The following is a 26,752-nucleotide window of genomic DNA, read 5'->3' on the forward strand; positions in this document are numbered from 1 at the left end:
GTTGCGGGACTTATATTTGTGTCATTCAGAGGGGACATTAAATGAACATCTTCGCAAGCAAGCGCAGCCACACTGCGTTCCAGTTAAAGCCACTCGCCGCAGGCGTTGCCCTGTTGGTCGTGGCTGCCGCAGCGCCAGCGTTTGCCCAAACCAGCGCGGATGCGCCTGCCGCTGACGAACCGAAGCTGCAATCGGTGACCGTGGCCGGTATCCGCCGCGGTATCGAAGACGCGATCTCGGTCAAGAAAGACGCCACCTCCATCGTTGAGGCGATTTCGGCCGAAGACATCGGCAAGCTGCCGGACGTGTCGATCGCTGAGTCCATCTCGCGCCTGCCAGGCCTGGCCGCCCAGCGCGTGGCCGGTCGCGCGCAGGTGATTTCGATTCGCGGCCTGTCGCCCGACTTTTCCACCACCCTGCTGAACGGCCGTGAGCAAGTATCGACCGGCGACAACCGCAGCGTGGAATTCGACCAGTATCCATCCGAGCTGATCGGCGGCGTCACCGTCTACAAAACCCCGGACGCCGGCCTGGTCGGCCAGGGCCTGTCGGGCACCATCGACCTGCAAACCGTGCGTCCGCTGAATTTCGCCGGCCGCACCGTGGCGCTCAACGCCCGCGGCGAGAAGAACTCGCTGGGCAAGATCGGTAACGCCAAGGACACCGGCAACCGCTTCAGCGCCAGCTATATCGACCAGTTCGCCAACCGCACCATCGGTGTCGCGCTCGGCTACGCGCACCTGGAAACCCCGGTGCTGGACAATGAGACCGGCCTGTACGAACCATGGAAGCGCGATGACCGCGCCGGCCTGCCGAGCGGCACTTTCGCCTCGGACGGCATCAAGGCCGTGGCCAAGAGCGGCCGCAACGAGCGTGACGGCCTGATGGGCGTGCTGCAATACCGTCCGAACAAGCAATGGACCAGCACCTTCGACGCCTATGCGTCGCGCTTCAAGAACGAAGAAACCTCGAACCAGATCGAGATCAGCCTGAGCGGCTGGAACGGCGGCAACAAGCCGGACCCGATCTACAACCCGATCGTGGTCAACAACGGCACCATCGCCAGCGGCACCGCCAACAACATCTACCCGCTGGTGCGCGGCATGTACAACAAGCGCCAGGACGATATTCGCGCGGCCGGCTGGAGCAATGAATTCCGCCTGGACGGCTGGTCGCTGTTTGCCGACCTGAACTACTCGAAAGCCAAGCGCGACGAGATCAGCCTGGAAAACAATCTGCAGATGACCAACGCGGCCGGCGCCGCCTTCCTCGATTCGGTCAAGCTGGGCTACGGCAACGGCGGCTTCTCGCAGCTGACGCCGGGCATGGACTACAACAACCGCAACAGCCTGTATGTGACCAACACCATCTACGGTTCCGGCTACGGCAAGACCCCGAGCGTGGAAGATGAGCTGAAAGGCTTCAAGCTGGTCGCCAACATCCAGTCGTCGGGGGCGCTGGAAAAAGCGTTCTCCAGCTTCGACATCGGCGCCAACTATGCCGACCGCAGCAAGAACAAGCACCAGCCGGAAGGCAACATCACGCTGCAAGGCGCGCCGACCACCATTTCGTCCGACCTGTTCTACCAGTCGGCCAATCTGGGCTTTGCCGGCGCCGGCTACATTCCGACCTGGAACGTGCCAGCCGTGGTGGCCAAATACATGGTATTCGCACCGACCGACACCCAGGGCTACCTGATCGCCAAAACCTGGGAAGTGAGCGAGAAAGTCACCACCGCGTTTGCCAAGGCCAACATCGAAGCGGAACTGGGCGCCGACGTCAGCCTGCGCGGTAACATCGGCGTGCAGGTGCAGCGCACCGACCAGTCGTCGGCTTCGCGCTGGTACGACAACACCACCGGCGCCATCAAGCCGGTCAACGACGGCAAGAAATACACCGACGTCCTGCCAAGCATGAACCTGGCGTTCGGCCTGGACAATCAGCAGACGGTGCGCCTGGCGCTGGCCAAGCAACTGGCGCGTCCGCGTGTCGACCAGCTGCGTTCGGCGCTGGACTTCGGCATCGACACCACCAAGCGCGAGCCGGGCGGCAGCGGCGGCAACGCCCGTCTGGACCCATGGCGCGCCAAGGCCTTCGACATCTCGTACGAGAAGTACTTCGACAAGAAGGCGTACTTTGCCGCAGCGGCGTTCTACAAGAAGCTGGATACCTACATCTTCACGCAGACCAAGTCGTATGACTTCAGCGCCTACGTGCCGCCTGGTTCGGTGGGCAACAACCCGACCGATCCGCTGCACACCACCATCGGTAACTACACCGCGCCATACAACGGCAACGGCGGTAACCTGAAGGGCCTGGAGCTGTCGGCATCGCTGCCGTTGAACATGGTGAGCAAGGCGCTGGATGGCTTCGGCGTTAGCGCCAGCACCACCTACACCGACAGCAAGATCACGATTGAAGATCCAAGCGGCAGCATCGGCCAGCACATCCCGCTGCCAGGCCTGTCGAAGCGCGTCAGCAACCTGACCGCCTACTACGAGAAGGCCGGCTTCGAGGCGCGCGTCAGCCAGCGCAAGCGTTCGGACTTCGTCGGCGAGATCGGCAACTTCTCGAACGACCGCGCACTGCGCTATGTGGTCGGCGAGAACATCATCGACCTGCAAGTGGGCTACACCTTCGAGAATGGTCCGATGAAGGGCTTGGGCTTCGTGGTGCAAGTGAACAACCTGCGCAACGCCGCCTACGAGACCTACAACGGCGACCGCTCGCAGCAGCTGGAATACCAGAAATACGGCCGCACCGTGCTGGCCGGCGTGAACTACAAGTTCTAAGCTGTTCGGGCGTTAGCGCTTGAACCAGAAAGGGCGTCCCGAGGGACGCCCTTTTTTTATGACGCCTTCTTCTCGGCGGCGGAGAGGATGGCGTTTTGCTGATCCAGCCAGGTCTTCAGCGGCGCGAAGTATTCGAGCAGCGCGTTGCCGTCGATTTTGTCTTCGCCGGAGATGGCTTTCAAGGCTTCCGGCCAGGGCTTGCTGGCGCCAAGGGCCAGCATCTGCTGCAGCTTGGCGCCTGCCTTGGCGTTGCCGTACACCGAGCAGCGGTTCAGCGGGCCGGTGTAGCCGGCTTCGCGGCACAGCGCGCGGTGGAACTGGAATTGCAGCATGTCGGCCAGGAAGTAGCGCGCATACGGCACGTCGGCCGCCACGTGGTACTTGGCGCCGGCGTCAAAGCCACTGGTGCCGTTAACCGGCGCCGGACGCTTCATGCCCATGTACTGCTCGCGCAGCTGCCACCAGCGGTTGTCGTAGTCGGCCGGCTTGGTCTTGCCGGAATAGACGTCCCAGCGCCATTTGTCCACCGAATAGGCGAACGGCAGAATCGCCACCTTGCTCAGCGCGCGTTCCAGCAGTTGCGGGATGTCGGCGGTGACGTCCGGCTCCTGGTCCATCAGGCCGATCTGGTTCAGGTAGCCCGGCGTGATCGACAGTGCGACGGTGTCGCCGATGGCTTCGTGGAAGCCGTCGTTGGCGCCGTTGCGGAACAGGAAGGGCTGTTTGGTGTAGGCCAGGAAGTAGTAGATGTGGCCCAGTTCATGGTGGATCACGGTGAAGTCTTCGGCGGTCGGCGTGATGCACATCTTGATTCGCACATCGTCCTTCTCATTGAGCGGCCAGGCCGAGGCGTGGCACACCACATCGCGGTCGCGCGGCTTGGTCAGCAGCGAGCGCTCCCAGAACGACGCCGGCAGCTTCTGCATGCCCAGCGAAGTGTAGAAGCCCTCGGCGTATTGGGTCATCTGTTTGGCGTCGGTCTTGCGCTGTTCCAGCACCTTGGTCAGGTCGTAGCTGCTGGCGCCCGTGGTCGGCTTTAGCAGCGGGTAGAGGTTGGACCAGTTCTGGCTCCACATATTGCCGAACAGGTGGGACGGGATCGGGCCGTCCAGCGGCACCACGTCCGGGCCGTAGGTGGCGCGCAGCTTGTAGCGGGTGTAGGTCAGCAGCGAGTCGTACAGCGGCTTGACCTGCTGCCACAGGCGTTCCATTTCGGCGGCGAAGGCTTCGGGCGGCATGTCGTACTGCGAGCGCCACATCACGCCGGTGTCGGCAAAGCCCATCTGCTGCGCGCCCTTGTTGGACAGGGCGACGTAGTCGGTGTATTTCTGTTTGTACGACGGCGACTGGGCGTGCCAGCCGACCCACATTTCTTTCAGTTTTGCTTCGTCATGGCTGGTGGCCAGGACCTTTTCCATTTCTCCCAGCGCCATGCAGTTGTCCGGCGTGGAGCAGTATTTGGCTTTGCCGTAGGCGCCGTTCATGGCGGCTTGCAGCTGGGCGTACTGTTCGCGCTCCTTCGGATCGGCAAAGACCAGCGTTTGCTGCAGCAGCATGATCTTGCGCGCGGATTCCGCCGGCAGCTTGACGCCGTTGAAGCGGCGCGCGCCGATGGCGGCTTCGCCGGACGCGGTCAGGTAGCGTTCGGCGAAGTAGGAGGCGATGCCTTCGGTGTCGTCGGTGATGAAGTTGGAACCGACCCAGGCGGCGCGCGACTGTTCGTTATTCAGCTTATTGAGCTTGGCTTCGGTGTCGGCCAGGAAGCGTTCGGCTTCGGCGGCGGTGGGTTTGGCGGCGGGTGCGGCCAGCGCGGTGACGCTGGTGGCTGCGAGGGCGGAGGCCAGCAGCGTGCTGATAATTTTTGGTGTCACAGACATCTCCCTTGGTGTGTGTGCCGGTCATCATACACGCTTGACGGGGGCTCAATCAAAGGCCACGTCTTCCAGCCGGAAGCGGAATTTGCGGCGCTCGGGCAAGGTCCAGCCTGCGCCGGACGTGGTGTCACGCGGGCGCGTTGGCGGCGGTGCTGCGCTTGATGCTTGCGGGGCTGGCGGCGCCGCGAGCAATTGCGCCAGCAGGTGCGCCAGTGTGCTGGCGTCGGCCGCCAAGGCTGGCGCCGGGGACGAGGCGGGGCGCGCGGCTTGCTCGGCCAGTTCCTTGCGCAGGCGGCCCGCCTGCTTGAACTGCTTGTCTTCAGGGCGCTTGATGTACAGGTCCATCCAGGCGTTGCGGAACGAGCGCGCAAAAGCTTGCGCGAACTGGTTGGGCGAGACCGATCTGCCTTTGTGGATGATGTCGTCGCCGACCACGCGGGCGTAGTTGTATTCGCCGTAACTCCATGAGCGTAGTTCGGTGCCGTCCGGCAGAAAGAGCGTTTTCCATTGGTAGCCGCGTACGCTTGCCGGGTCGCAGCCTGCGGCCAGTTGGGTTTGCTCACGCAACCAGAGGTTGATGGCGCTGTTGACGGCTTCCGAGACGTCTTGCGCGCCGCCGCGCACTTTTAAATGCGAAATCAGGCGGAGCAGGGTATCGGTGTCTATTTGCAGACTCATTGTGGATTTCATCCTGTTTCTCCTTCTATTTTTCACTGTTTTTCTCTATTTAGATCGATAGTTAGCGGAATAGTTCAATGCAAATGAAAATAGTGAAAAATAGGGGCGAAAATAGAAGGATTGCCACAGGGGCGCGAATCGGGCTCCCGTGTGTATATACCTTACAATGTATTTTTCACTACGGCGGCAGCGCTCACTACATGGCTCATCTTCATCCCACTGGCTGGCAAGAGATGTCGGCGACCGGCGCGGCGGCGCGCGAGATCGAAACGCTGGCGTATCTGAATGCGACGCTGGCGGAGTCGCCCTACCATATCTATCACGGCGTGCACTGGACCAATGTGGAGAAGGGCTACTCGGCGTTCGACCAGGTGGACTTTGTGATCGTGGCGCCGAATGGCCGGGTGCTGCTGATCGAGCAGATCGCCGGTTTTCTCAACGAGACACCGGATGGTCTGGTCAAGCAATACGCCGGCAAGCCGCGCCGGGTGGCGCAGCACATCATGCGTTCGATCCGCGTGCTGACCGAACGCTTTGGCAGCGAGCTGTCGATCGACTATGTGCTGTACTGCCCGGATTACCTGGTGCGCGATCCGCACCTGGCCGGGCTGGACCCGCGCCACATTATCGACGCCAGCAACAAGCATCTGCTGGCGCAAATGGTGCGCGACATCCTGCCGGTCGGCGATGGGGTAGCCGACGCGCAGTTCGACAAGGTCACGCGCTTCCTCGGCAATATGCTCAGCCTCCGTCCCGATCCGAGCGCGATGATCGGCAATGCGGCGCGCATGGTAGCGCGGCTCTCGGGCGGTCTGGCGACGTGGGCGCACCGGCTGGAGTTCGCACCGTTCCGCTTGCGCGTGATGGGCACCGCCGGCAGCGGCAAGACGCAGCTGGCATTGTCGGAATATGCGGCAGCCATCGAAGCGGGCCTGTGTCCGCTGTATGTCTGCTACAACCGGCCGCTGGCCGACCATATCCAGACGCTGGTGCCGGACGGCGGTCGCGTGACCAGCTTCCACATGCTGAGTGACGCCTTCGCACGTGAGCGCGGCAATACGCCCAACTACGCCGCACCGGACGTGTGGGAAAAAATCGAAGCGGAGATGATCGTGTCGCCGCTGCCGGAAAGCTGGCAATACGATGTGCTGATCGTCGACGAAGGCCAGGATTTCTCCGCCGCCTGGCGCGATATTCTGCTGCGCATGCTGAAGCCGGAAGGACGCGCCATCTGGCTGGAAGATCCGAACCAAAACCTGTACGGCAAACAAAGCGTGCCCTTGCCGGATTGGGTGACGCTGCATTCCGACACCAACTATCGCAGTCCGCGCCAGATCGTCGAACTGCTGGCGACCATTGGCGCGACCGATACGCCGGTGGAGGCGGGCAGTCCGTTCAAGGGCGCCGATATCGAGGAACTGGTGTACCCGCAAGGCGACACCGAGGCGATGCTGGCGCAAACGCGGCGCGCCGTTACGCTGTGTCTGGGCGCCGGCTTTACGCGTGAAGACATCGCCATCGCTTCGTTCCGCGGCCGCGAAAAATCCGCCATCCTGCACCTCGACCAGTTAAGCGACGTGCATACGCTGAAGTCTTTCACCGGCGAATACGATTTGTTCGGCAATCCGCAGTACCGCGACGGCGGCCTGCTGGCGGAGTCGGTGTACCGCTTCAAAGGCCAGTCGGCGCCGGCCGTCATCTTCACCGAGATCGATTTCGAGGATATGGACCAGCTGGTGCTGCGCAAGCTGTTCGTCGGCATGACGCGCGCGCGCCTGAAGCTGGTGCTGGTGTTGAGCGAAAGGGCCGAGCAGCAGCTGCTCGACCGGATTTGATGAAGCAAGCGAGATTCCCGCCCCGTCGTCATTCCCGCCAACCCGTCATTCCCGCGAAAGCGGGAATCCATACAGCGTTGCGACTGTAGCGGCGTCAGCATGGGTTCCCGCTTGCGCGGGAACGACTGCGGCGGGTTACAGGGTAATGTCGACGCTGCGGCTGGCGTCTGCGCTGGCCGGCAGGTCGACGGTGAGCAGCCTGGTCGCCTCGTCCCAGGCGTAGACGGCAATCTTGCCGTCGATGCGCACCGACGATGGCGCGGCCGTGACGTTATGCACGGTCAGCGCGATGGCGCGTTCCGGACGCTGGTAGTGCTGACCGACTTCCGAGTCCACCCGCAGTGACAGCGCCTTGCCTTGCAGCTTGCTGGCGAAGCGCACCAGTTCATACTTGCCTTGTTCGTAGGCTTGCGCGGTCAGGCCATCGTCGTCATACAGCTTGCCGCTGCCGGCCGGCGCCGAGGCGTCGTGCCAGTAGTGCAGCTCCAGCTGACGGGTGTTGTAGTCGCGGGTAGTCTGCACCACTTTCGTCATCGGGATGAAGGCGCCGGCGCGGACGTAGACCGGCACATGGTCCGGCGTCAGCGCGACCGAGCGCGTGGCGCCGCCGGCCTGCTTCTCGCCGGTGTAGAAATCGAACCACGCGCTGCGCGCCGGGAAGTAGACGTCGGCCCTGGTGGCGCCAGGCTTCATCACCGGCGAGACCAGGAAGTCCTTGCCCCACAAGTAGGTGGACGACATGGCGCGCACCTTGGCGTTGTCTGGCTCCTCGTACAGCATGGGGCGCATCAGCGGCAGTCCTTGCTGGTTGTTGTCGAAGCCCAGCGTGTAGTTATACGGCAGCAGGCGGTAACGCAGGCGGATCGCCTCGCGCGCCAGCGCCTTGGTTTTTGCTTCGCGGTAGATCGGCTCCGACGGCACTTCCTCCTGCGCGTGCGGGCGGAATACCGGCTGGAACACGCCGTATTGCAGCCAGCGCTGATACAGCTCGTTGTCCAGCACCGGGTTGGCGAAGCCGCCCAGGTCCGAGTGCATATAACCGACGCCCTGCATCCCCATCTGCAGGGAGATTTCCGGCTGCGATTGCAGTCCGTCCCAGCCGCGATTGACGTCGCCCGACCACGGCATGATGCCGTAGCGCTGCGTGCCCGAGTAACCGGCGCGCATCAGGATGAACGGCCGCTCGGCCGGGAAGTCGCGCTGGTAGCCTTCCGCCACCAGCTTTGCCCACTGGTGGCCGTAGATATTGTGCACCTGGTCGGCGCTGCCGGTGGCGTGGCGCGCTGCGGTCGGATGCACTTCCGGTTCACCGAGGTCGCCCCACACGCCCTTGACGCCTTGCTGGTGCAGGCCTTTGTAGATGTCCCACAGCCAGTCCTTGCCCTGCGCGCTGAAGATGTCGATCAAGCCGGTGTGGCCGAAGTAGAAGTCGTAGGCCAGCGACTTGCCATCGGCGCCGGTGGCCAGCACTTTTTTGTCCACCGCCTCCTGCCAGCGGCTGGAGGTATCCAGCACAAACGGTTCGGAGATCAGCACCGTCTGCACGCCCTTGCTCTGGAAGTCGGCGATCATCGCCTGCGGATGGGGGAAGTTGTCCTTGTCCCAAACCAGGTTGCCCATGGTGCCCTTGATCTCTTTGCCGAACCAGAACAGGTCGAACACGATGGCGTCCAGCGGGATATCGTCGGCGATGAACTGGTTAACGGTGTCGCGCGCCTGCTGCTCGTTGTGGTAGCCGAAGCGCATGGCGAAGTTACCGAAGGCCCAGCGCGGCGGCAAGGGCTGCTTGCCGGTCAGGCTGGTGTAGTTGCCCACCACATCGGCCCAGCTGTCGCCGGCGATCACCTGATAGGTCTTGCGGCCGCCGATGGCTTCATAGGTCAGCGTGTTGTCCTTGCGGCTGTCGAAATCGAGGTAGCCGGTTTGCGGATTGTCGAAGTGGATCGCGTACATCTTGGACGACAGCGCGACCGGCATGGTGTAGCCCATCAGCTCCGAATGGTCGCCGTAGCCGTAGTGCGCCTTGTTATAGAGTGTGAAGCGGTAGCCGCGACGGTCCATGCCGACCGCGCGCGAGCCGGCGCCGTACAGCGCTTCGTTCTTATCGAGCGCGAACTCGATGGCTTCCAGCGTGCGCGGCTCGCCCTTGTTGATATCCTTGCTGCCCTTGGCCACATCGTCGGTGACGTGGATGTAGCCGCGCTTTTCGGCCACCAGCGGCTTGCCCTTGTAAGCGTAGGCGATCCTGAATGGCGACCTGGTGATGGTGACGCTCAGGCCGGGCGTGGCGTATTCGATGGCGCCGGCCTTCTGTTTCAGCGTGGTCTTGACGGCGGCCGGCGCCAGCACCACCGCGTGCGAGGCCGGATCGGCGCTTTCGCCCTTGGGCACGAAAGTGGTTTCGATAATGCCGGCCGAGTAGGGCGTGATCAGGTAGCTGCCGTCGCTGGTGCGGACTTCCAGATGGCCATCGCGCTGGGTGACGCCGTCGAACTTGCGGTCGGCGTTTTGCGCGTAGGCGGGCAGGCTGGCCAGCAGGGTGGCGGCGGCCAGGGCGGTGAACGGGATGGTTTTCATGTACGTGAGTCTCAGCGCTTGTTGTTTGGCTACATTTGACACCATATCCACCCTACTAAACAAGCATATTCCCTTCATTTCATTGGGAATTTCTTATGATTGACACGCCTGGGGTCGCGTGTTATTTTGCTACAAATTTTAAAATTCGGGACGCGCAGCATGCAATCTTCCAGCCACAAGCCCCTCCTGTCATTCTGGCAGCTGTGGAACATGAGCCTCGGCTTCTTCGGCATCCAATTCGGCTTTGCGCTGCAAAACGCCAATGTCAGCCGGATTTTCTCCACGCTGGGCGCCAATCCCGACGATTTATCCCTGTTCTGGCTGGCGGCGCCGGTGACCGGCCTGCTGGTGCAGCCCATCATCGGCTACCTGAGCGACAACACCTGGCATCCGGTGTGGGGCCGCCGCCGGCCGTTCTTCTTCATCGGCGCCTTGCTGGCGTCGATCGCGCTGCTGCTGATGCCCAATTCCGCCTCGCTGTGGATGGCGGTGATCGTTTTGTGGCTGCTGGACGGCGCCATCAACGTCTCGATGGAACCGTTCCGCGCCTTCGTCGGCGACAAGCTGGGACCACGCCAGCAGACCGCCGGCTTCGCGATGCAGACCTTCTTCATCGGCTGGGGCGCGGTGATCGCCTCGCTGCTGCCGACCATCTTCACCCACCTCGGCGTCAGCAACGACGCCGGCGGCGGCGCGATTCCCGACACCGTGCGCTACTCGTTCTACGCCGGCGGCGCGGTGTACTTCTGCGCCGTGCTGTGGACCGTGCTGACCGCCAAGGAAACCCCGCCGGCCGACCTGGCCGCGTTCCGCGCCGAACAGCAGCGCAGCGACGGCCTGGGTCACGCGCTGAAGGAAATCTTCAGCGGCTTCGCCCACATGCCAAAGACCATGGTGCAGCTGGCGGCCGTCCAGTTCTTCACCTGGATCGGGCTGTTCGCGATGTGGATCTACACCACCAACGCGGTGGCCGAAAACGTGTTCGGCACCACCGACGCGCAATCGGCGGCGTTCCAGAACGCCGGCAACCACGTGGGCGTGATGTTCGCCGTCTACAGCGGCGTGTCGGCGCTGGCGGCCTTCATCCTGCCGCTGTTCGCGCGCCGCACCAGCCGCAAGTTCGTGCACCTGGTGTGCCTGGTCATCGGCGGTGTCAGCCTGTTCAGCATCTACGCCATCCGCGACCTGGACAGCCTGTACTACCCGATGATCGGCATCGGCATCGCCTGGGCCTCGATCCTGACCATGCCGTACGCGATCCTGGCCGGCGCGCTGCCGGCCAGCCGCATGGGCTACTACATGGGCGTGTTCAACTTCTTCATCGTCATCCCGCAGATCGTCAGCGGCCTGCTGCTGGGCTTTGTGACCAAGCACTGGTTCGCCGGCCACACCGTCAAGACGCTGATGCTGGGCGGCGTGTGCATGGTGGTGGCGGGCGTGCTGACGCTGCTGGTGCGGGACGACGCCGAGCAGTGATGTAATATTGTCCGCGAGACAAGTTAGTTGTGCGACGCGATTTTGCCGGAACAGGTAAAACCGTTGGGTTGAATTTGTCAATTACCTACGCGGAGCAATCATGAGCATCAATACGGTCAGCACCACCTCCTTCCCCGGCCAGCGGCCGGGCACCTCGGGCCTGCGCAAGAAAGTCAGCGTGTTCCAGCAGCCCCACTACCTCGAAAACTTCGTGCAAAGCGTGTTCGACACGCTGGGCGACTGCGCCGGCAAGACGCTGGTGCTGGGCGGCGATGGCCGCTTCCACAACCGCGCGGCGGTGCAGACCATCCTGCGCATGGCGGCGGCGCATGGCTTTGCCAGGGTGCTGGTGGGACAGGGCGGCATTTTGTCGACACCGGCCGTCAGCTGCGTAATCCGCAAGCACGGCGCGCTGGGCGGCATCGTGCTGTCGGCCAGCCATAATCCGGGCGGCCCGGATGGCGATTTCGGCATCAAGTACAACATCAGCAACGGCGGCCCGGCGCCGGAAAGCGTGACCGAGGCGGTCTACCAGCGCACCGAAGCCATTACCGAATACCGCATCAGCGACGCCGCCGACATCGACTTGCAGAAAACCGGCGCCACCCGCATTGAAGCGATGGAGGTCGAGGTGATCGACTCCGTCGCCGACTACGCGGAGCTGATGCAGCAACTGTTCGACTTCGACGCCATCCGCAAGCTGATTGCCGGCGGCTTCCGCCTGTGCTTCGACGGCATGCACGCGGTCTCCGGCCCGTACGCCAAGGCGATCCTCGAAGGCCAGCTGGGCGCCCCGGCCGGCAGCGTGATCAACGCCGTGCCGCTGGAAGATTTCGGCGGCCACCATCCGGACCCGAACCCGGTCAACGCCGCGCAGCTGATCGCCATCATGGCGGCCGACGACGCGCCGGACTTCGGCGCCGCCTCCGACGGCGACGGCGACCGCAATATGATCCTCGGCCGCAAATTCGACGTCACGCCGTCCGACAGCCTGGCGGTGCTGGCCGCGCATGCGACGCTGGCGCCGGGCTACCGCGCCGGCCTGAAAGGCATCGCCCGTTCGATGCCCACCTCGCAGGCGGCCGACCGGGTGGCGCAGGCGCTGGGCATTCCGGCGTACGAAACGCCGACCGGCTGGAAGTTCTTCGGCAACCTGCTGGACGCCGGCAAGGCCACGCTGTGCGGCGAAGAAAGCTACGGCACCGGCTCGGACCACATCCGCGAAAAAGACGGCGTGTGGGCGGTGCTGTTCTGGCTTAACCTGCTGGCGGCGACCGGCAAATCGGTCGAAGCGTTAGTCAGCGAACACTGGCAGCGTTTTGGCCGCAACTACTATTCGCGCCACGACTACGAAGGCGTCGATACCCACGCCGCCAATGAGCTGATGGCGTCCCTGCGCATCAAGCTGGCCACGATGAAGGGCCAGGACCTGGGCCATTACGTGGTCGACTTTGCCGACGATTTCGAATACACCGATCCGGTTGACGGCTCGGTATCGCAGCAGCAGGGCGTGCGCATCGTCATGACCAACGGTTCGCGCATCGTGTTCCGGCTGTCCGGCACCGGCACCGAAGGGGCCACGCTGCGGGTCTACCTGGAACGCTACGAAGCCGATCCCGAATTCCACCACCTGCCGACGCAGCAGGCGCTGTATCCGCTGATCCTGATCGCCGAGCAGGTCGCGGGCATCGCCGACTGGACCGGCCGCGCCCATCCCACCGTCACCACATAAACCATAAAGGACGACAGCATGAAATTGACAACCATCGCACTCTCCCTGGCACTGGGCCTCAGCGCCGTGGCCACCGCCGCGCCGGCCCCGGCAGCCGCCAAGCCAAAGCCATTCCTGTGGGAGAATGCGACCGTCTATTTCCTGCTGACCGACCGTTTCAACAACGCCTTCACCGGCAACGACCTGGCCTACGACCGCCAGAAGGATGCGGCGCCGCTGCGCGGCTACATGGGCGGCGACCTGGCTGGCGTGATCAACAAGATCAACGACGGCTACTTCGACAGCCTGGGCGTCAACGCCATCTGGATCACGCCGCCGGTGGAACAGATCCACGCCGGCACCGACGAAGGCACCGGCAAGTCCTATGCCTTCCATGGCTACTGGGCCTCCGACTTCACGGCAATCGACGCCAACCTCGGCACCGAAAACGACTTCCGCAACCTGGTCGACGCGGCGCACGCGCACGGCATCCGCGTGCTGCTGGACGTGGTGATGAACCACACCGGCCCAGTGACGGAAGAGGATCCGGTGTGGCCGAGCGACTGGGTGCGCACCGCGCCGCAGTGCACCTACAAGAACGCCAAGACCACCATCGAATGCACGCTGGTGAAAAACCTGCCGGACTTCCTGACCGAGAGCGACACGCCGGTCGAGCTGCCGGAACGGCTGGCCGCCAAGTGGCAGCGCGAGGGCCGCTTCGAGGAAGAGATCAAGAGCCTGAACGAATTCTTCGCCCGCACCGGCTACCCGCGCGCGCCGCGCTACTACCTGATCAAATGGCACACCGACTGGATCCGCAAGTACGGCGTGGACGGCTTCCGCGCCGACACCGTCAAGCATGTCGAGGCCAAGGTGTGGAAGGAGCTGCAGAAGGAAGCCGCGCTGGCGTTCGAGGACTGGAAGAAGGCCAACCCGGAGAAGAAGCTGGGCGACGACAAGTTCTATACGACGGCGGAAGTCTACAACTACAAGATCAGCGACGGCCTGTATCACGACCTGGGCGCCGGCCAGAGCGTCAACTACTACCAGGCCAACTTCAACAGCATGATCAACTTCGGGCTGGTGAAGGATGCGGAGCAGGATTACCAAACGCTGTTCAGCAGCTATTCCACCGCGCTGCACGGCGGCCGCCTGAACGGCTACTCGGTGCTGAACTATCTCGACTCGCACGACGACGGTGCGCCGTTCGACCCGGCGCGCAAAAAGCCGTTCGAGAGCGCCACCAAGCTGCTGCTGGCGCCCGGCGCGGCGCAGATCTACTACGGCGACGAAACCGCGCGCAAACTGGATGTGGCGGAAGCCACCGGCGACGCCAAGCTGCGCTCCTTCATGAACTGGAACGAGCTGGCGCAGAACACTGAGCGCGATGGCTACAAGGTGGCCGAGGTGCGCGCCCACTGGGCCAAACTGGGCCTGTTCCGCAAGGCCCACGTGGCGGTCGGCGCCGGCGTGCACCAGCAGCTGCAAGCCAAGCCTTACGTTTTCAAACGCACCTACGACAAGGATGGCGTGCGTGACAAGGTGGTGGTGGCGCTGGACCTGCCGACCAACAAATCGACCAGCATCAACCTGCATGGCGTATTCGCCAACGGCCAGCGGGTCAAGGACTACTACTCCGGCAAGAGCGCCGTGGTGGCCGGCGGCAGCGTCAATTTCGGCACCCGCAATGCGCTGGTGCTGGTCGGTCAGGAGTAGGCGTAGCCGGCGAAGGACTCCGCCTCCAGCGGCTTGGCGAACAGATAGCCCTGGGCCTCCTCGCAGCCGGCGCGGCGCAGGAAATCCAGCACCGCCGCGCTCTCCACCCCTTCGGCCACCACGCGGTGGCCCAGGTCCTGCGACAGCGTGATCATCGCCGTCACCAGCGCCTGCTGGCGCTTGTCGTCGGCCAGGTCGCGGATGAAGGACTGGTCGATTTTCACCACATCGGCCGGCATGGTCTGCAAGTACGACAGGCTGCTGTAGCCGGTGCCGAAATCGTCAATCGCCAGACCGACGCCCAGCGCGGCGATCTGGGTCAGCGTGGCGTGCGCCTTCAGCGGCTGCTCCATGATGGCGCTCTCGGTGATTTCCAGTTCCAGACAGGCGGCCGGCAACTGGCAGCGCGCCAGGCCGGCCGCCACGCTGGCGGCGAACGCCGGTTCGAGCAGGTTGGCCGCCGACACATTGACCGACACCTGCACCGCGAGCCCGCGCGCGCGCCAGGCCTGCTGCTGGCGCAGCGCCGCGTCCAGCACCCATGCGGTGGTCGCCTGCGCCAGCTCCGAGCGTTCGATGATGGGAATGAATTCCGCCGGCCCGATGGCGCCCAGCTCCGGGTGGTGCCAGCGCAGCAACGCTTCGGCGCCGACGCAGCGGCCGCTGGCGACGTCGATGCGCGGCTGGTACACCAGGCGCAGCTGGTCGTCGCTGTCCAGCGCTGCGACGAAATCGTTGAGCAGGCGGAAGCGGCGCTGGTACAGCGCGTCCTCCACCTGCGAGTAGACGGCGACGTGGGTCGGGCTGTCGATGGCGTCGTGGGCGGCGCTTTGCGCCTTGCGCAGCACCATCATGCTGTCGGCGCGGCCGATCTCGAACGGCACCACGCCGGCCGACGGCGTGGCCATATGGCGCGCCTTGGCGATGAACAGCGCATCCTGCATCCTGGCCTCCACCACCGGCACGATCGACTCCAGCGTGGCGCCGGGCGGCGACAGCAGCATGAACTGCGCGGTCGCCACATGGTAAATCCGGCGGCTGGCGCCGATTTCGGCGCGCAGCCAGCGCGCCGCCTCGGTCACCAGTTCGTCCAGATAGGAGGATTTCATGGCGCGGGTGGCGTGTACCACCTGTTCCGGCGTGGCCAGGTTGACCAGCACCGCCACGCGCTGCTCGCCATCGGCGCTGTCGAGTTCCAGGTCGGCGAAGTCCTCGATGAACTGGTGACGGTTGGGCAGGCCGCTGACGGCGTCGATGCGGCCCAGCGCGTGCTGCAGCTCGATCTGCGCCATCACCATGCCGGCCAGGTCGCACAGCGCGGTCAGCTCTTCGGGCGTGGTGTCACGCGGTTCGGTACCCAGCACGCACATGGCGCCCAGGCAGTGGCCATCGTTGGTGGTCAGCGGCGCGCCGGCGTAGTAGCGGATGCCGCTGGCGGCCAGCGGGCTGTCGCGATAAAAGTCGTCGGTCAGCAGGTCGGGAATCACCAGCACGTCACTGCTGTCGGCCACCTGGCCGCACGGCGCGCGCAGGCGCGGAATGCTGGTGTGCTCGACCCCGACGCGTGACTTGAACCACTGGCGGTCGGCGTCGGTCAGCGAGATGGCGGCGATCGGCAGCTTGAAGACGCTGGCGGCCATGCGCGTGATGCGGTCAAAGGCCTCGCCGGGCGGCGTGTCCAGCAGATTAAGTTTGTGCAGCGCGTCGAGGCGGCGCGCCTCGGTGAGTTCGCGGGAGATCATCATGGGCAAATCCGTAAAGCCGGTCGGTAGCAATGCGGGGCGGGGCACAGGCGAAGAAAGCGGGAGCGGGGCAGGGCTCGGGATGGCGGAAATATAACTATATTTCCGCATGGAAACCATATGGTATCACGATTCAGCCTGCGCCGCCGGTAGCGTTTTCTATGGAACCGATAGCGAATACGGCGCATCGGCGGCGCTGGCGCCGCGCCGGGTATTGGGCGCTGCCGACATCTCGAAGTCCAGCGTGGCGCCGCGCGTCAGCGCCGCATGGTCGATCCAGTTGTGGGCGTACGGCTTGCCGTTGACCTTCAGCGTCTGCACGTAGCGCTGCCGGTCGCTGTTGGCCGGCGCGCTAATGATGACGGTTTTGCCATTCTCCAGATGCAGCGTGGCTTTCTTGAACAGCGGCGCGCCCAGCACGTACTGCGGCACCGCCGGCGTGACCGGGTAGAAGCCCAGCGCGGAGAACACATACCAGGCCGAGGTCTGGCCGTTGTCCTCGTCGCCGCAGTAGCCGTCCGGCGTGGCCTGGTACAGGCGGTTCATGGTCTCGCGCGCCCAGTACTGGGTTTTCCACGGCGCGCCGGCGTAGCCGTACAGGTAGATCATGTGCTGGATCGGCTGGTTGCCATGCGCGTACTGGCCCATGTTCGCGATCTGCATTTCGCGGATCTCGTGGATCACTTCACCGTAATAGCTCTCGTCAAACGTCGGCGGCAGCGTGAACACCTGATCCAGCTTGGCGACGAATTTTTCGCGCCCGCCCATCAGCTGCATCAGGCCATGCACGTCCTGGAACACCGACCAGGTGTAGTGCCAGCTATTGCCCTCGGTGAAGGCGTCGCCCCACTTGAAGGGATTGAACGGCGACTGGAAACTGCCGTCCTGGTTCCGGCCGCGCATCAGGCCCGTCTCCGGATCGAACAGTTTTTGGTAGTTCATGGCGCGCTGCTTGTAGATGGCGATTTCCGACTCCGGCTTGCCGAGCGCTTTGCCCAGCTGCCAGATGGCGAAATCGTCGTAGGCATATTCCAGCGTGCGGGCGGCGTTCTCGTTGATCTTGACGTCGTAGGGCACGTAGCCCAGGTCGTTGTAGTACTTGACGCCCTTGCGGCCGACGGCGTCCATAGGCCCTTCATTGTCGGCGCCGTGCTTGAGCGCCTGCCACAGCGTCTCGACATCGTAGCCGCGCAGGCCCTTGACGTAGGCTTCCGCCACCACCGAGGCCGAGTTATTGCCGATCATGACGTTGGCCAGGCCGGGACTGGACCACTCGGGCAGCCAGCCGCCTTCCTTGTAGTCGTTGACCAGGCCCGCCTGCATCTCGCGGTTGATCGACGGGTACATCAGGTTCAGGAAGGGATACAGCGCGCGGAAGGTGTCCCAGAAGCCGGTGCCGGCGAACATATAGCCGGGCAGGATCTGGCCGTTGTAGGGACTCCAGTGCACGATCTGGTTGTTGGCGTCGATCTCGTACAGCTTATTCGGGAAGAACAGCATGCGGTACAAGCTGGAATAGAAGGTGCGCGTCTGATCGACGCTGCCGCCTTCCACGCTGACGCGGCTGAGCGTCTTGTTCCAGACCGCCTTGCCCTTTTGCGCGGTGGCGTCGAAGCTGTCGTCGGCCAGTTCGCGCTTGAGGTTCAGCTCCGCCTGTTCCTCGCTGATGAAGGAGGAGGCCACGCGCATGCCGACCTTCTCGCCCTTCTCAGTCTTGAAGCCGACCACCGCGCCGCTATGGTTGCTGGCCAGTTCCGTCACGCCTTCCACCAGCTTGTCGCCGCTCCAGATGCGGGTGGAGGTGAACGGCTTGTCGAAGTAGATGACGAACCAGTTCTTGAAGTTCTTCGGCAGCGGACCGCGCGCATAGCGGGTGCTGTAGCCGACGATCTTGCGCTGCTCCGGCAGCACCTTGATGTACGAGCCCTTGTCGTAGGCGTCCACCACGACATAGGCTTCGTCGGTCTTCGGATAGGTAAAGCGGAACTGCGCGGCGCGTTCGGTCGGCGTGATTTCGGTGGTGACGTCAGAATCGGCCAGATAGACGCTGTAGTAGTACGGCTTGGCCACTTCCGCCTTGTGCGAGAACCAGCTGGCGCGGTCGTCCTGGGTGAAGCGTAGCTTGCCCGTCACCGGCATGACGGCGAACTGGCCGTAGTCGTTCATCCACGGCGACGGCTGGTGCGTCTGCTTGAAGCCGCGGATCTTGTCGGCATCGTAGGTGTAGGCCCAGCCGTTGCCCATCTTGCCGGTTTGCGGCGTCCAGAAATTCATCCCCCACGGCAGCGCGATGGCGGGATAGGTATTGCCGTTGGAGAGTTCCGGCTTGCTGGCGGTGCCCATCAGGGGATTGATCCACTCCACCGGATCGGCGACCGGCGCCGCATTGGCAGCGGCACTGGCGCCGGCAGTGAGGGCGAGCAGCAGGACCGGCAGAGCGAATAAGTTCATATCAATTTTCCACGAAAACCACTGCGCTGCGCGCGGGGATGGTAAAGGTGCCGCTGAGTTTATCGTACCTGGCTTCCGCAGCCACGCGTTTGTCCGCCGCAGCCGCGCCGGTGTGGACCGGATGCAGCTGATAGCGGCGGTTGCGTTCTTCGGTGGCGGTGACGCGCTGCTCGGTCTTGTCGACGTTGATCAGGTACACCACCGTCTTGAAGCGCGCGCCGGCGTAGCCCTTGCCGTCGATGCGGGCGGCCACCACGGTCGGCACCTGCGACGGGCCGGTGTTGAAGAAGCGCAGGCGCTGCTTGATGTCGGCGGCGCTGCGCAGGCGGAACAGCGTGCTGCTGGAACGGATCGCCAGCAGGTCGCGGAAGGCGTCGCGCGCGTAGGCGATGTCCGCCGGCGCCGGTTTGATGTTCTCGTTGCGCAGCAGGGGCTTGAGCAGCGCGTAGTCCTTGCCATTGTCGGCCGCCGGCGGCAGGCCGGTGCCGAAGTAGTTGTCCAGGTAGCTCCAGTCCAGGCGATTGAACCAGTCGCCCGATTCAAAGCTGTTGCGGTCCAGCGATTTGGAACGCAGGATGTCGAAGCCGGCGTGGAAGTAAGCCACGCCCTGGCTGAAGGCGTTGATGGCGGCGCCCAGCATCTGCACCTGCGCGCGTTCGTGCGCGGTGGTCGATTGCGGCAGCTTGAAGGCGTTGATGTCGTACAGCGTCTGGTTGTCGTGGTTCTCGACGTAGTTGACCACTTCGCCGGGTTCGCTGGCGTAGCCGGCCGGCTGGTTGCCGCCGTAGACGATGTCCTGCAAGGCCACGGTATTGCCGTCGGCGGTGGTCAGCTGGTAGCTGCGCAGCGTGCCGGCCAGGCCGACCTTGACCATGTCGGAGGCGTGTAGCAGGTCGGCGGCGGGACGCTGGCCGGCTTGCGCGTTGGCGTCGTAGACCAGGCCATTGATGTAGCCCTGCTGCGTGAACAGCTGCTGGCCGCTGTCGCCGGCGCCGCCGCCACGCACGGCGTCGCGGCCACGGTCGCTGAAGGTGCCGATGCCGCTGCCGTTCAGCGACAGCTGCGAAGCCTGCACGAAGCGCGCGCCGTCGGCCACTTCGCCGAAGTTCCAGCCTTCGCCGATCAGGTTGATGTGACGGCCGGCGGCCTTGTCGGCGCGGGCCTGCACTTGCTCCATCACGGCGCGCGGCTGGTGGCCCATCAGGTCGAAGCGGAAAGAATCGATCTTGTAGTTTTTGGCCCAGAAGGCCACCGAGTCCACCATCAGCTTGCCCATCATGAGGTTTTCGGTGGCGGTGTTGTCGCAGCAGGTCGAGCGTTCGATGTCGCCCCTGGCGTTGAGGCGGTGGTAGTAGCCGGGCACCACGCGGTCCAGTACCGACTTCTCATTCTGGCCGGCGATGAAAGTGTGGTTGTAGACCACGTCCATGCCGACCCGCAGGCCGGTCTTGTGCAGCGCCTGCACCATCTGGCGGAATTCGACGATGCGTTTGGCGCCATCGGCGGGATCGGTGCTGTAGCTGCCTTCCGGCGCGTTGTAGTGGAAGGGATCATAGCCCCAGTTGAAGCAGTCCTGCGCGCTGGCTTCGGCCACTGCGGCCTGCTGCGCTTCGCTGTCGGCGTCGGCGACCGGAATGGCCGGCGTCACGCAGGCTTTTTCCGGCACGCTGCCGATGTCGTAGACGGGCAGCAGGTGGATGTCGGTTATGCCGGCTTTGCTCAGCGCGGCCAGGTGTTTCATGCCGTTGGACTTGGCCTCGGTGAAGGCCAGGTACTTGCCGCGGTTGGCCGCGCTGACGGTGTTGTCGTTGATCGAGAAGTCGCGCACGTGCAGTTCGTAGACCGTCATGTCGGTCTGCGCGGCGACCTTGTTCGGCGACGGCGTGCCGTCCCAGCCGGCCGGTTTGAGTCTGGCGGCGTTGAGATTGGCGACGTAGCTGCGCTTCGAATCGGTGGTCAGGCTGACGGAGTAGGGATCGGTCACCAGGTTGCGGACGATGCCGGCGCTTGGCGTCATCACGTCCACCACGTACTGGTAGTAAGGGCCTTGGGCGTTGGCGGACCAGATGCCGGTGGCGTCGTCGCGCTGCATCGGTGTGATGGCGGTGGCTTTGCCGGCGCCGCTGGCGTAGGAGCAGACGGCCACGTTTTGCGCGGTCGGCGCCCACAGTTTGAAGGCGGCGCGGAGTGCGTTGGCAGTGACGTTGGCGCCAAGATCGTCGGCCCTGGCGGCGCTGGCGTACAGGTCATCCAGCGCGCCGGCGATTTGCAGCGAGGTGGCGGCGATGACGGCGCCGTCGTCGGCTTCCTGCACCAGCAGCACTTGCTGCGTCATCAGCTTGGCCGCACCGGCGACGTTGAAGACGACGCCGTCGGCGGTGAACTTGAAGCGCTGCGCGACGGCGGCCGGCACTTCGCCCTCAAAGCGCGCCAGCTTTAGCACGCCATCTTCGCCGCTGACGCGGGCGCCGGGCGCTGCGCGCAGCAAGGCGTTGGCGGAGTAATACAGCTTGAAGACGCCACGCGCCGCATCGACGCCCGGCCATTTGATCAACTGACGATTCAGCCAGTAAGCGCGGGCATCGACGGCGGGAGCGGCATGCAGCGGCGCGGCGAACGGTCCATCGCAATCCGCCAGCGTCGGCGCCGCCGAGGCAGCCAGACAAGTCAGCGCCAGCGCGCTCCCCAACGAACCCGCCACCCAACCCTTACCTGCCATATGCCATCTCCAAACCGTTGATTTAGTAGCGCAGTTACAAAACGCCCCGCGCTAGCCTTAAATTTGGCGGCTATGGTACTCCAGAACTGTAGTTTCTTATCAAAAATTAACAAAAAGTAGCATAGTGTAGTGAGTTTATTGCTGATTTATATACACGTTGTTCCGCACTGTACATGCTGTATCAATCGGTAATTGTCGAATAAGGGAAGCCCTTACGCTGCTAGTCTTGGGTCATAGCCGTAACCACCTGTTGCCTCAACCCTGCGGCAGCGTCCGTTATCTAATTCACAAGGGCTATCATGATCCTGCTTTTTTGCGGCCTGTCCGGCGCCGGCAAGTCGACGCTTGCCAACAGCGTCAAAAACCGTCTCGCAAGCCAATTCGTTCCGGTTGAAGTCATCGACGGCGATCCGTACCGCGCCCGCCTGTTCACCGACCTGGGTTTTTCGCGCCGGGACCGCAGCGAGAACCTGCGGCGGCTTGGCTACCTGGCCGACAAATTCGCCGCGCACGGCATTGTGACGATTATCAGCGCCATCAGTCCTTATGACGACGTGCGCCAGGAGCTGGTTGCGCTCTATGCGGACGTGAAAGTGGTGTTCATTGATTGTGCGCTCGATGAACTGCAGCGGCGCGATACCAAGGGCCTGTACCGGCGCGCGAGCCTGCCCGATGATGCGCCCGACAAGTTGAAGTGCCTGACCGGCGTCAACGATCCGTTCGAGCCGCCTTGCGAACCCGATTTGTATCTCAACACGCGCGACAGCAGTATCGCCGACTGCACCGCGCGCATCTGCGAGTATGTGCTGAACCAGACCGCCTTTGCCGAACGCAGAAAGGTGCGGCATGGCTAATGATGTGCTGGTGATCGCCGGGATGCACCGCTCCGGCACATCGCTGATCACGCATTGGCTGCATGATTGCGGCTTGCAGGTCGGCGAGAATCTGGTCGGTGCGGGCACCGGCAATGTCGAAGGCCATTTCGAGGATGAGGGTTTCTTCCAGTTGCACCAGCAAATCCTGGTCGACAAAGGCGCGCATCCCGATGGCCTTGGTCCGCCGGAAACGATGACGCCGACCCGCCAGGAGCAGGCGCAAATGCATGCACTGATCACGGCCAGGAATGCCAGCTTCCAGCAATGGGGCTGGAAGGAGCCGCGCACCTGCCTGTTTCTGGACACCTATTCAGCCTTGCTGCCGGAAGCGAAATACCTGGTGCTGCTGCGCGATTACCAGGAAGTGGTGCACTCGCTGCTCAAGCGCGATTTCAGCCTGCTCGATAACAAGTACCGGGGGAAAAGCTGGCCGCACCGTACGGCATGGAAATATTTTTACCGGGCGATGCGGCTGGAGCAGCATCGCCGCAAGCATCGCGACCGCTATCTGAAAGCCTGGTTGGCATACAACCAGATGATCCTGAAAACCCTGCGCGCATTGCCGGAGGATCGCTATCTGGTGGTCAGCTACCAGTCCATGCAAAGCGAGTGCGCCGAGGTGTTCAGCTTCCTCTCGTCGCACTGGCCGTTCAAGCTGCAATACAAGCAATTTTCCAGCGTGTACCGGAAGGAGCTGATCAGCCGCAAGGCCGACGTGGCGCCGGCCGCAGTCAGTCCCGAGTTGCTGGACCAAGCACAGCAACTCGACGCCAGCCTGCAAAGCTACCTGCAACGCAGCCGGCAGCGGCTGGCCGAGCTGGCCATACTGCGCTAGGCGGTGCGATAGTTGTCGACCATCTTGTAGCGCATCGCGTACAGGGCGAACAGGGCGGCGACGAGCGCTGCGAAGGCGGCAAACAGGAACATCTGGAAGGCGATCGGACTCAGGCCGCTGCCGGCGATCCAGCCGCCCACCACGTCGTTCTTCACGCCGGCATTGACGATCAGTACCCACAGGTTGCCGACCGTGACGGCCAGGTACCAGAAGCTGAGGATGATGCCCTTCATCGACGCCGGCGCCTGGCTGTAGGCGAATTCCAGTCCGGTGGCGGAGACCAGCACTTCACCCAAAGTCAGCAGCGCATACGGCAGCAGCTGCCACAGGATGGAGACCTTGTCGCCGCCATCGATCCACAACTGGATCATGCCGATCACCACCCACGCCGATGCCGACAGTGCGATGCCCAGCCCCATGCGGCGCAGCGGCGTCGGCGTGATGCCGAGCGCGCGCATGATCGGAAACAGCGCGACGTTGTTGAACGGGATCAGCAGCATCACCAGGATCGGATTGACCGCCTGCATCTGCGCCGGCAGCAGCGTGAAGTTCCAGCCGAAGATCGACAGCAGCGGGCTGTCCATGGTGTTGGCCTGGACGATCCAGGTCGACGCCTTCTGGTCGAACAGCGACCAGAATGGCGTGGTCAGCGCAAACACGATCAGGATGCGCAGCACCGAGCGCACGCCTTCGACCGCTTCATCGGTGTGCTTGCCGCGCGCGCGTTCCAGCTGCATGGACACGCCGATGCCGCCAAACGCCAGCACCAGCACCAGCGCCGTGCAGGCGGCGATGACGAAGCCCCAGGCCGGCGTCATGCACAGCGAGACGACCGCCGCCAGCGCGCCGAAACCGGCCACCACCAGGCCAGGCCGCGACAGGCCATGCCACGACGGGCTGCTGGCGCGCGCCAGCAGGGCAGTGCGCGCCACGCTGCTGAACGAATCGGGATTCGGCGCAGCCGGCGGCACGTGCACATACTTGCCGCGGCCCAGCCAGAACACCAGTGTGGCAATCGCCATCAGGATGCCGGGAATGCCGAACGCCACGGCCGGGCCGTAGTCGCGCAGGAACAGCGGCATCAGCAGCGAGGCAAAGAAGGAGCCGAAGTTGATGATCCAGTAGAAGGCGTCGAACACCAGCTTGGCGCGGTTCTTGTTGGTCTGGTCGAACTGGTCGCCGACAAACGACACCACCAGCGGCTTGATGCCGCCCGAACCGAACGCGATCAGCGCCAGGCCAAGGTAGAAGCCTTGCAGGTTGTGTTCAAAAATCGCCAGGCAGGCGTGACCGGCCACGTAGATCAGGCTGAACCAGAACACCGTCTTGTACTTGCCCCAGAAGCGGTCGGCGATCCAGCCGCCCAGCAGCGGGAAGAAGTAGACGCCGATGACAAAGGTGTGGAACACATGCTTGGCTTCGGTAGTGCGGTCGCCGATCGGAATGAACAGCAGCAGGGTACTGAGCAGGAAGGGCGTGAGGATGTTGCGCATGCCGTAAAAGCTGAACCGTTCGCAGCCTTCGTTGGCGATGATGTAGGGAATTTGCCGGGGCATCGGCCCGTTGCCGTTGTTGCTCACTGTATTTCACTCCTGATGTTGTGTAGTTTGACTACTATTTTTTATCTAAAGAATCCCGTTTGGAATACTTAAGTATTTGTTTTTAAAGGTTTGTTTGTTATTTTAGCGTGACTGCGCGCGGATTGAAAAATCTGTTTTCGTGCTGTATATTCTCTACAAAATTGTGTGACCGCCCAGCCAACCCCGGATTTTCTTATGACTAAGCAACTTACTCAAGTGTCCCCGCATTCCCCAGACTGGTATCGCGACGCGATCATCTACCAGGTTTACCCGCGCAGTTACATGGACAGCAACGGCGACGGCGTGGGCGATCTGCCGGGGATTACGGCAAAGCTGGACTATATCGCATCGCTGGGCGTGGACATCCTGTGGATTTCGCCCTTCTTCAAATCGCCGATGAAAGACTTCGGCTATGACATCGCCGATTACTGCGACGTCGATCCGCTGTTCGGCACGCTGGCCGACTTCGATGCGCTGATTGCCAAGGCGCACAGCCTGGGCCTGAAGATCATGATCGACCAGGTGATGGCGCATACTGCGGAAGATCATGCGTGGTTCAAGGAGAGCCGCTCCAGCCGCGACAATCCGAAGGCCGACTGGTACGTCTGGTCCGATCCCAAGCCGGACGGCAACCCACCCAACAACTGGCTGTCCGTGTTCGGCGGTTCAGCCTGGCAGTGGGACACGCGCCGCCGCCAGTACTACATGCACAATTTCCTGGTCAGCCAGCCGCAGCTGAATTTCCACAATCCTGACGTGCAGAAGGCGCACCTGGACGCGCTGCGTTTCTGGCTGGAGCGCGGCGTCGACGGCATTCGCCTGGATGCCTGCAACTACCACTTCCACGACCAGCAACTGCGCGACAATCCGCCGGCCACCAACCGCGACTCGATCACCGTCACCGACGTCAATCCGTACGGCATGCAGGCGCACGACTTCGACAAGACGCGTCCGGAGAACGTGCCCTTCCTGCAAAAGCTGCGCGCGCTGCTGGATGAGTACAAGGCGGTGTCGATCGGCGAAGTCGGTTCCGACGATTCGCTGGCCACCATGGCCGAATACACCGAGGGCGGCGACAAGCTGCACATGGCCTACAGCTTCAACCTGCTGGTGAATCTGCTGTCGTCGCACTACATCCGCGAGCAGGTGGAACAGTTTGAAAAACGCGTGAAGGGCGGCTGGGCCTCGTGGTCGGTCGGCAATCACGACGTGCCGCGCGTGGCGTCGCGCTGGGGCGGCCCGTCGGCGCCGCAGGCGTTTGCCAAGCTGGCGCTGGCGATGCAGCTGTCGCTGAAAGGCACGCCGTGCCTGTACCAGGGCGACGAGCTGGCGTTTGCCGAAGCGGACGTGCCGTTCGAGCTGCTGCAAGATCCGTATGGCATCACCTTCTGGCCGGAGTTCAAGGGCCGCGATGGTTGCCGCACGCCGATCGCCTGGACCGATGGCGCCAACGGCGGCTTCACCACCGGCAAGCCATGGCTGCCGGTGTCGCCGGACCATCTGGCCAAGGCGGCCTCGGTGCAGGAGGCGGACGCGGCATCGTCGCTGGCGTTTACCCGCGCCTTTACTGCCTGGCGCCGCCGGCATCCGCAACTGCTGCGCGGCGAGATCGCGTTCTTCGACACGCAGGACCAGGTACTGGCATTGCGCCGCGACCTGGCCGGCGAGCGCAGCATCCTCGCCGTGTTCAACCTGAGCGGCGAAGCGCAAACGGTGGACCTGCCGGCCAGTGCCGGCGCCGAGCAGTTGCAAGGCTACGGCCTGCCGGGCACGGCGGCCGACGGCAAGGTCCAGCTGCCGCCTTATGGCGCCTGGTTCGCTTACGCGGCCTAACTCGCCGTCATTCAGGCCTACGCCGGAATGACGTAGTGGTAAGTCAACATTTCAGGTA

General features: G+C 63.5%; 15 protein-coding genes. 8 read left to right on the plus strand and 7 right to left on the minus strand.

Annotated elements, in window-relative coordinates:
- Positions 1-41: 41 nt before the first annotated feature.
- A complete protein-coding gene (locus tag GTP55_RS10715) occupies positions 42-2,792 on the plus strand; it encodes a TonB-dependent receptor (protein ID WP_161044909.1) in 2,751 nt (916 codons plus the stop codon).
- A gap of 56 nt (positions 2,793-2,848) precedes the next feature.
- On the opposite strand, the gene GTP55_RS10720 is transcribed toward GTP55_RS10715, so the two are convergent.
- Both GTP55_RS10720 and GTP55_RS10725 read right to left on the minus strand, forming a co-directional pair.
- On the minus strand, positions 2,849-4,669 hold the full coding sequence (locus GTP55_RS10720) for a M2 family metallopeptidase (protein ID WP_161044910.1): 1,821 nt from the start codon (positions 4,667-4,669) through the stop codon (positions 2,849-2,851).
- Between the two features lie 45 nt (positions 4,670-4,714).
- Complete coding sequence (locus GTP55_RS10725; RefSeq protein ID WP_229257862.1) at positions 4,715-5,344, minus strand: hypothetical protein; 630 nt, start codon at positions 5,342-5,344, stop codon at positions 4,715-4,717.
- Between the two features lie 200 nt (positions 5,345-5,544).
- On the opposite strand from GTP55_RS10725, the gene GTP55_RS10730 reads away from it, so the two are divergent.
- Positions 5,545-7,179: an ATP-binding domain-containing protein gene (locus GTP55_RS10730; RefSeq protein WP_161044912.1), complete on the plus strand. Its 1,635-nt coding sequence runs from the start codon at positions 5,545-5,547 to the stop codon at positions 7,177-7,179.
- Between the two features lie 135 nt (positions 7,180-7,314).
- Here the strand turns inward: GTP55_RS10730 and GTP55_RS10735 are convergent, their stop codons facing one another.
- Positions 7,315-9,756: a TIM-barrel domain-containing protein gene (locus GTP55_RS10735; RefSeq protein ID WP_161044913.1), complete on the minus strand. Its 2,442-nt coding sequence runs from the start codon at positions 9,754-9,756 to the stop codon at positions 7,315-7,317.
- Positions 9,757-9,915: 159 nt separating this feature from the next.
- Here GTP55_RS10735 and GTP55_RS10740 point away from each other — a divergent pair, with 159 nt between their 5' ends.
- The 3 genes from GTP55_RS10740 to GTP55_RS10750 all read left to right on the plus strand — a co-directional run bounded on the left by GTP55_RS10740 (position 9,916) and on the right by GTP55_RS10750 (position 14,659).
- Positions 9,916-11,232, plus strand: coding sequence for an MFS transporter (locus GTP55_RS10740; RefSeq protein ID WP_161044914.1), 1,317 nt, complete (start codon positions 9,916-9,918; stop codon positions 11,230-11,232).
- 100 nt (positions 11,233-11,332) lie between these two features.
- Positions 11,333-12,964: an alpha-D-glucose phosphate-specific phosphoglucomutase gene (locus tag GTP55_RS10745; protein ID WP_161044915.1), complete on the plus strand. Its 1,632-nt coding sequence runs from the start codon at positions 11,333-11,335 to the stop codon at positions 12,962-12,964.
- An 18-nt stretch (positions 12,965-12,982) separates the two neighbouring features.
- Positions 12,983-14,659: an alpha-amylase family glycosyl hydrolase gene (locus GTP55_RS10750; protein ID WP_161044916.1), complete on the plus strand. Its 1,677-nt coding sequence runs from the start codon at positions 12,983-12,985 to the stop codon at positions 14,657-14,659.
- Here the strand turns inward: GTP55_RS10750 and GTP55_RS10755 are convergent.
- The 3 genes from GTP55_RS10755 to GTP55_RS10765 all read right to left on the minus strand — a co-directional run bounded on the left by GTP55_RS10755 (position 14,650) and on the right by GTP55_RS10765 (position 21,571).
- A complete protein-coding gene (locus tag GTP55_RS10755; RefSeq protein WP_161044917.1) occupies positions 14,650-16,404 on the minus strand; it encodes a sensor domain-containing phosphodiesterase in 1,755 nt (584 codons plus the stop codon). The genes GTP55_RS10750 and GTP55_RS10755 overlap by 10 nt on opposite strands.
- 156 nt (positions 16,405-16,560) lie before the next feature.
- On the minus strand, positions 16,561-18,852 hold the full coding sequence (locus GTP55_RS10760) for a GH92 family glycosyl hydrolase (protein ID WP_161044918.1): 2,292 nt from the start codon (positions 18,850-18,852) through the stop codon (positions 16,561-16,563).
- 1 nt (position 18,853) lies between these two features.
- A complete protein-coding gene (locus GTP55_RS10765) occupies positions 18,854-21,571 on the minus strand; it encodes an alpha-1,6-glucosidase domain-containing protein (RefSeq protein WP_161044919.1) in 2,718 nt (905 codons plus the stop codon).
- Positions 21,572-21,870: 299 nt separating this feature from the next.
- Between GTP55_RS10765 and cysC the strand changes: the two genes are divergently transcribed.
- Together cysC and GTP55_RS10775 are read left to right on the plus strand one after the other, a co-directional pair.
- Positions 21,871-22,425 (plus strand): adenylyl-sulfate kinase, encoded by a 555-nt coding sequence (gene cysC / locus GTP55_RS10770; protein WP_161044920.1) that lies wholly within the window; start codon positions 21,871-21,873, stop codon positions 22,423-22,425.
- Positions 22,418-23,281 (plus strand): sulfotransferase, encoded by an 864-nt coding sequence (locus tag GTP55_RS10775; protein ID WP_161044921.1) that lies wholly within the window; start codon positions 22,418-22,420, stop codon positions 23,279-23,281. The genes cysC and GTP55_RS10775 overlap by 8 nt, the downstream gene beginning before the upstream one ends.
- Here the strand turns inward: GTP55_RS10775 and GTP55_RS10780 are convergent.
- The gene (locus tag GTP55_RS10780; protein ID WP_161044978.1) at positions 23,278-24,837 is read right to left on the minus strand and encodes a POT-type proton-dependent oligopeptide transporter; all 1,560 of its coding nucleotides are present in this window, start codon (positions 24,835-24,837) and stop codon (positions 23,278-23,280) included. The genes GTP55_RS10775 and GTP55_RS10780 overlap by 4 nt on opposite strands.
- A gap of 219 nt (positions 24,838-25,056) precedes the next feature.
- On the opposite strand from GTP55_RS10780, the gene GTP55_RS10785 reads away from it, so the two are divergent.
- Entirely contained in the window at positions 25,057-26,694 is a 1,638-nt protein-coding gene (locus GTP55_RS10785; protein ID WP_161044922.1) for an alpha-glucosidase, read from the plus strand.
- Positions 26,695-26,752: the final 58 nt, after the last annotated feature.

It is taken from the genome of Duganella margarita (genome assembly GCF_009857535.1).
GTDB classification, from domain to species: domain Bacteria; phylum Pseudomonadota; class Gammaproteobacteria; order Burkholderiales; family Burkholderiaceae_D; genus Rugamonas; species Rugamonas margarita.

Excerpts from the sequence above, each read along its gene's own strand:
- GTP55_RS10715 (WP_161044909.1), top strand. The coding sequence starts at position 42 with ATGAACATCTTCGCAAGCAAGCGCAGCCACACTGCGTTCCAGTTAAAG.
- GTP55_RS10720 (WP_161044910.1), bottom strand. The coding sequence starts at position 4,669 with ATGTCTGTGACACCAAAAATTATCAGCACGCTGCTGGCCTCCGCCCTC.
- GTP55_RS10725 (WP_229257862.1), bottom strand. The coding sequence starts at position 5,344 with ATGAGTCTGCAAATAGACACCGATACCCTGCTCCGCCTGATTTCGCAT.
- GTP55_RS10730 (WP_161044912.1), top strand. The coding sequence starts at position 5,545 with ATGGCTCATCTTCATCCCACTGGCTGGCAAGAGATGTCGGCGACCGGC.
- GTP55_RS10735 (WP_161044913.1), bottom strand. The coding sequence starts at position 9,756 with ATGAAAACCATCCCGTTCACCGCCCTGGCCGCCGCCACCCTGCTGGCC.
- GTP55_RS10740 (WP_161044914.1), top strand. The coding sequence starts at position 9,916 with ATGCAATCTTCCAGCCACAAGCCCCTCCTGTCATTCTGGCAGCTGTGG.
- GTP55_RS10745 (WP_161044915.1), top strand. The coding sequence starts at position 11,333 with ATGAGCATCAATACGGTCAGCACCACCTCCTTCCCCGGCCAGCGGCCG.
- GTP55_RS10750 (WP_161044916.1), top strand. The coding sequence starts at position 12,983 with ATGAAATTGACAACCATCGCACTCTCCCTGGCACTGGGCCTCAGCGCC.
- GTP55_RS10755 (WP_161044917.1), bottom strand. The coding sequence starts at position 16,404 with ATGATGATCTCCCGCGAACTCACCGAGGCGCGCCGCCTCGACGCGCTG.
- GTP55_RS10760 (WP_161044918.1), bottom strand. The coding sequence starts at position 18,852 with ATGAACTTATTCGCTCTGCCGGTCCTGCTGCTCGCCCTCACTGCCGGC.
- GTP55_RS10765 (WP_161044919.1), bottom strand. The coding sequence starts at position 21,571 with ATGGCAGGTAAGGGTTGGGTGGCGGGTTCGTTGGGGAGCGCGCTGGCG.
- cysC (WP_161044920.1), top strand. The coding sequence starts at position 21,871 with ATGATCCTGCTTTTTTGCGGCCTGTCCGGCGCCGGCAAGTCGACGCTT.
- GTP55_RS10775 (WP_161044921.1), top strand. The coding sequence starts at position 22,418 with ATGGCTAATGATGTGCTGGTGATCGCCGGGATGCACCGCTCCGGCACA.
- GTP55_RS10780 (WP_161044978.1), bottom strand. The coding sequence starts at position 24,837 with ATGCCCCGGCAAATTCCCTACATCATCGCCAACGAAGGCTGCGAACGG.
- GTP55_RS10785 (WP_161044922.1), top strand. The coding sequence starts at position 25,057 with ATGACTAAGCAACTTACTCAAGTGTCCCCGCATTCCCCAGACTGGTAT.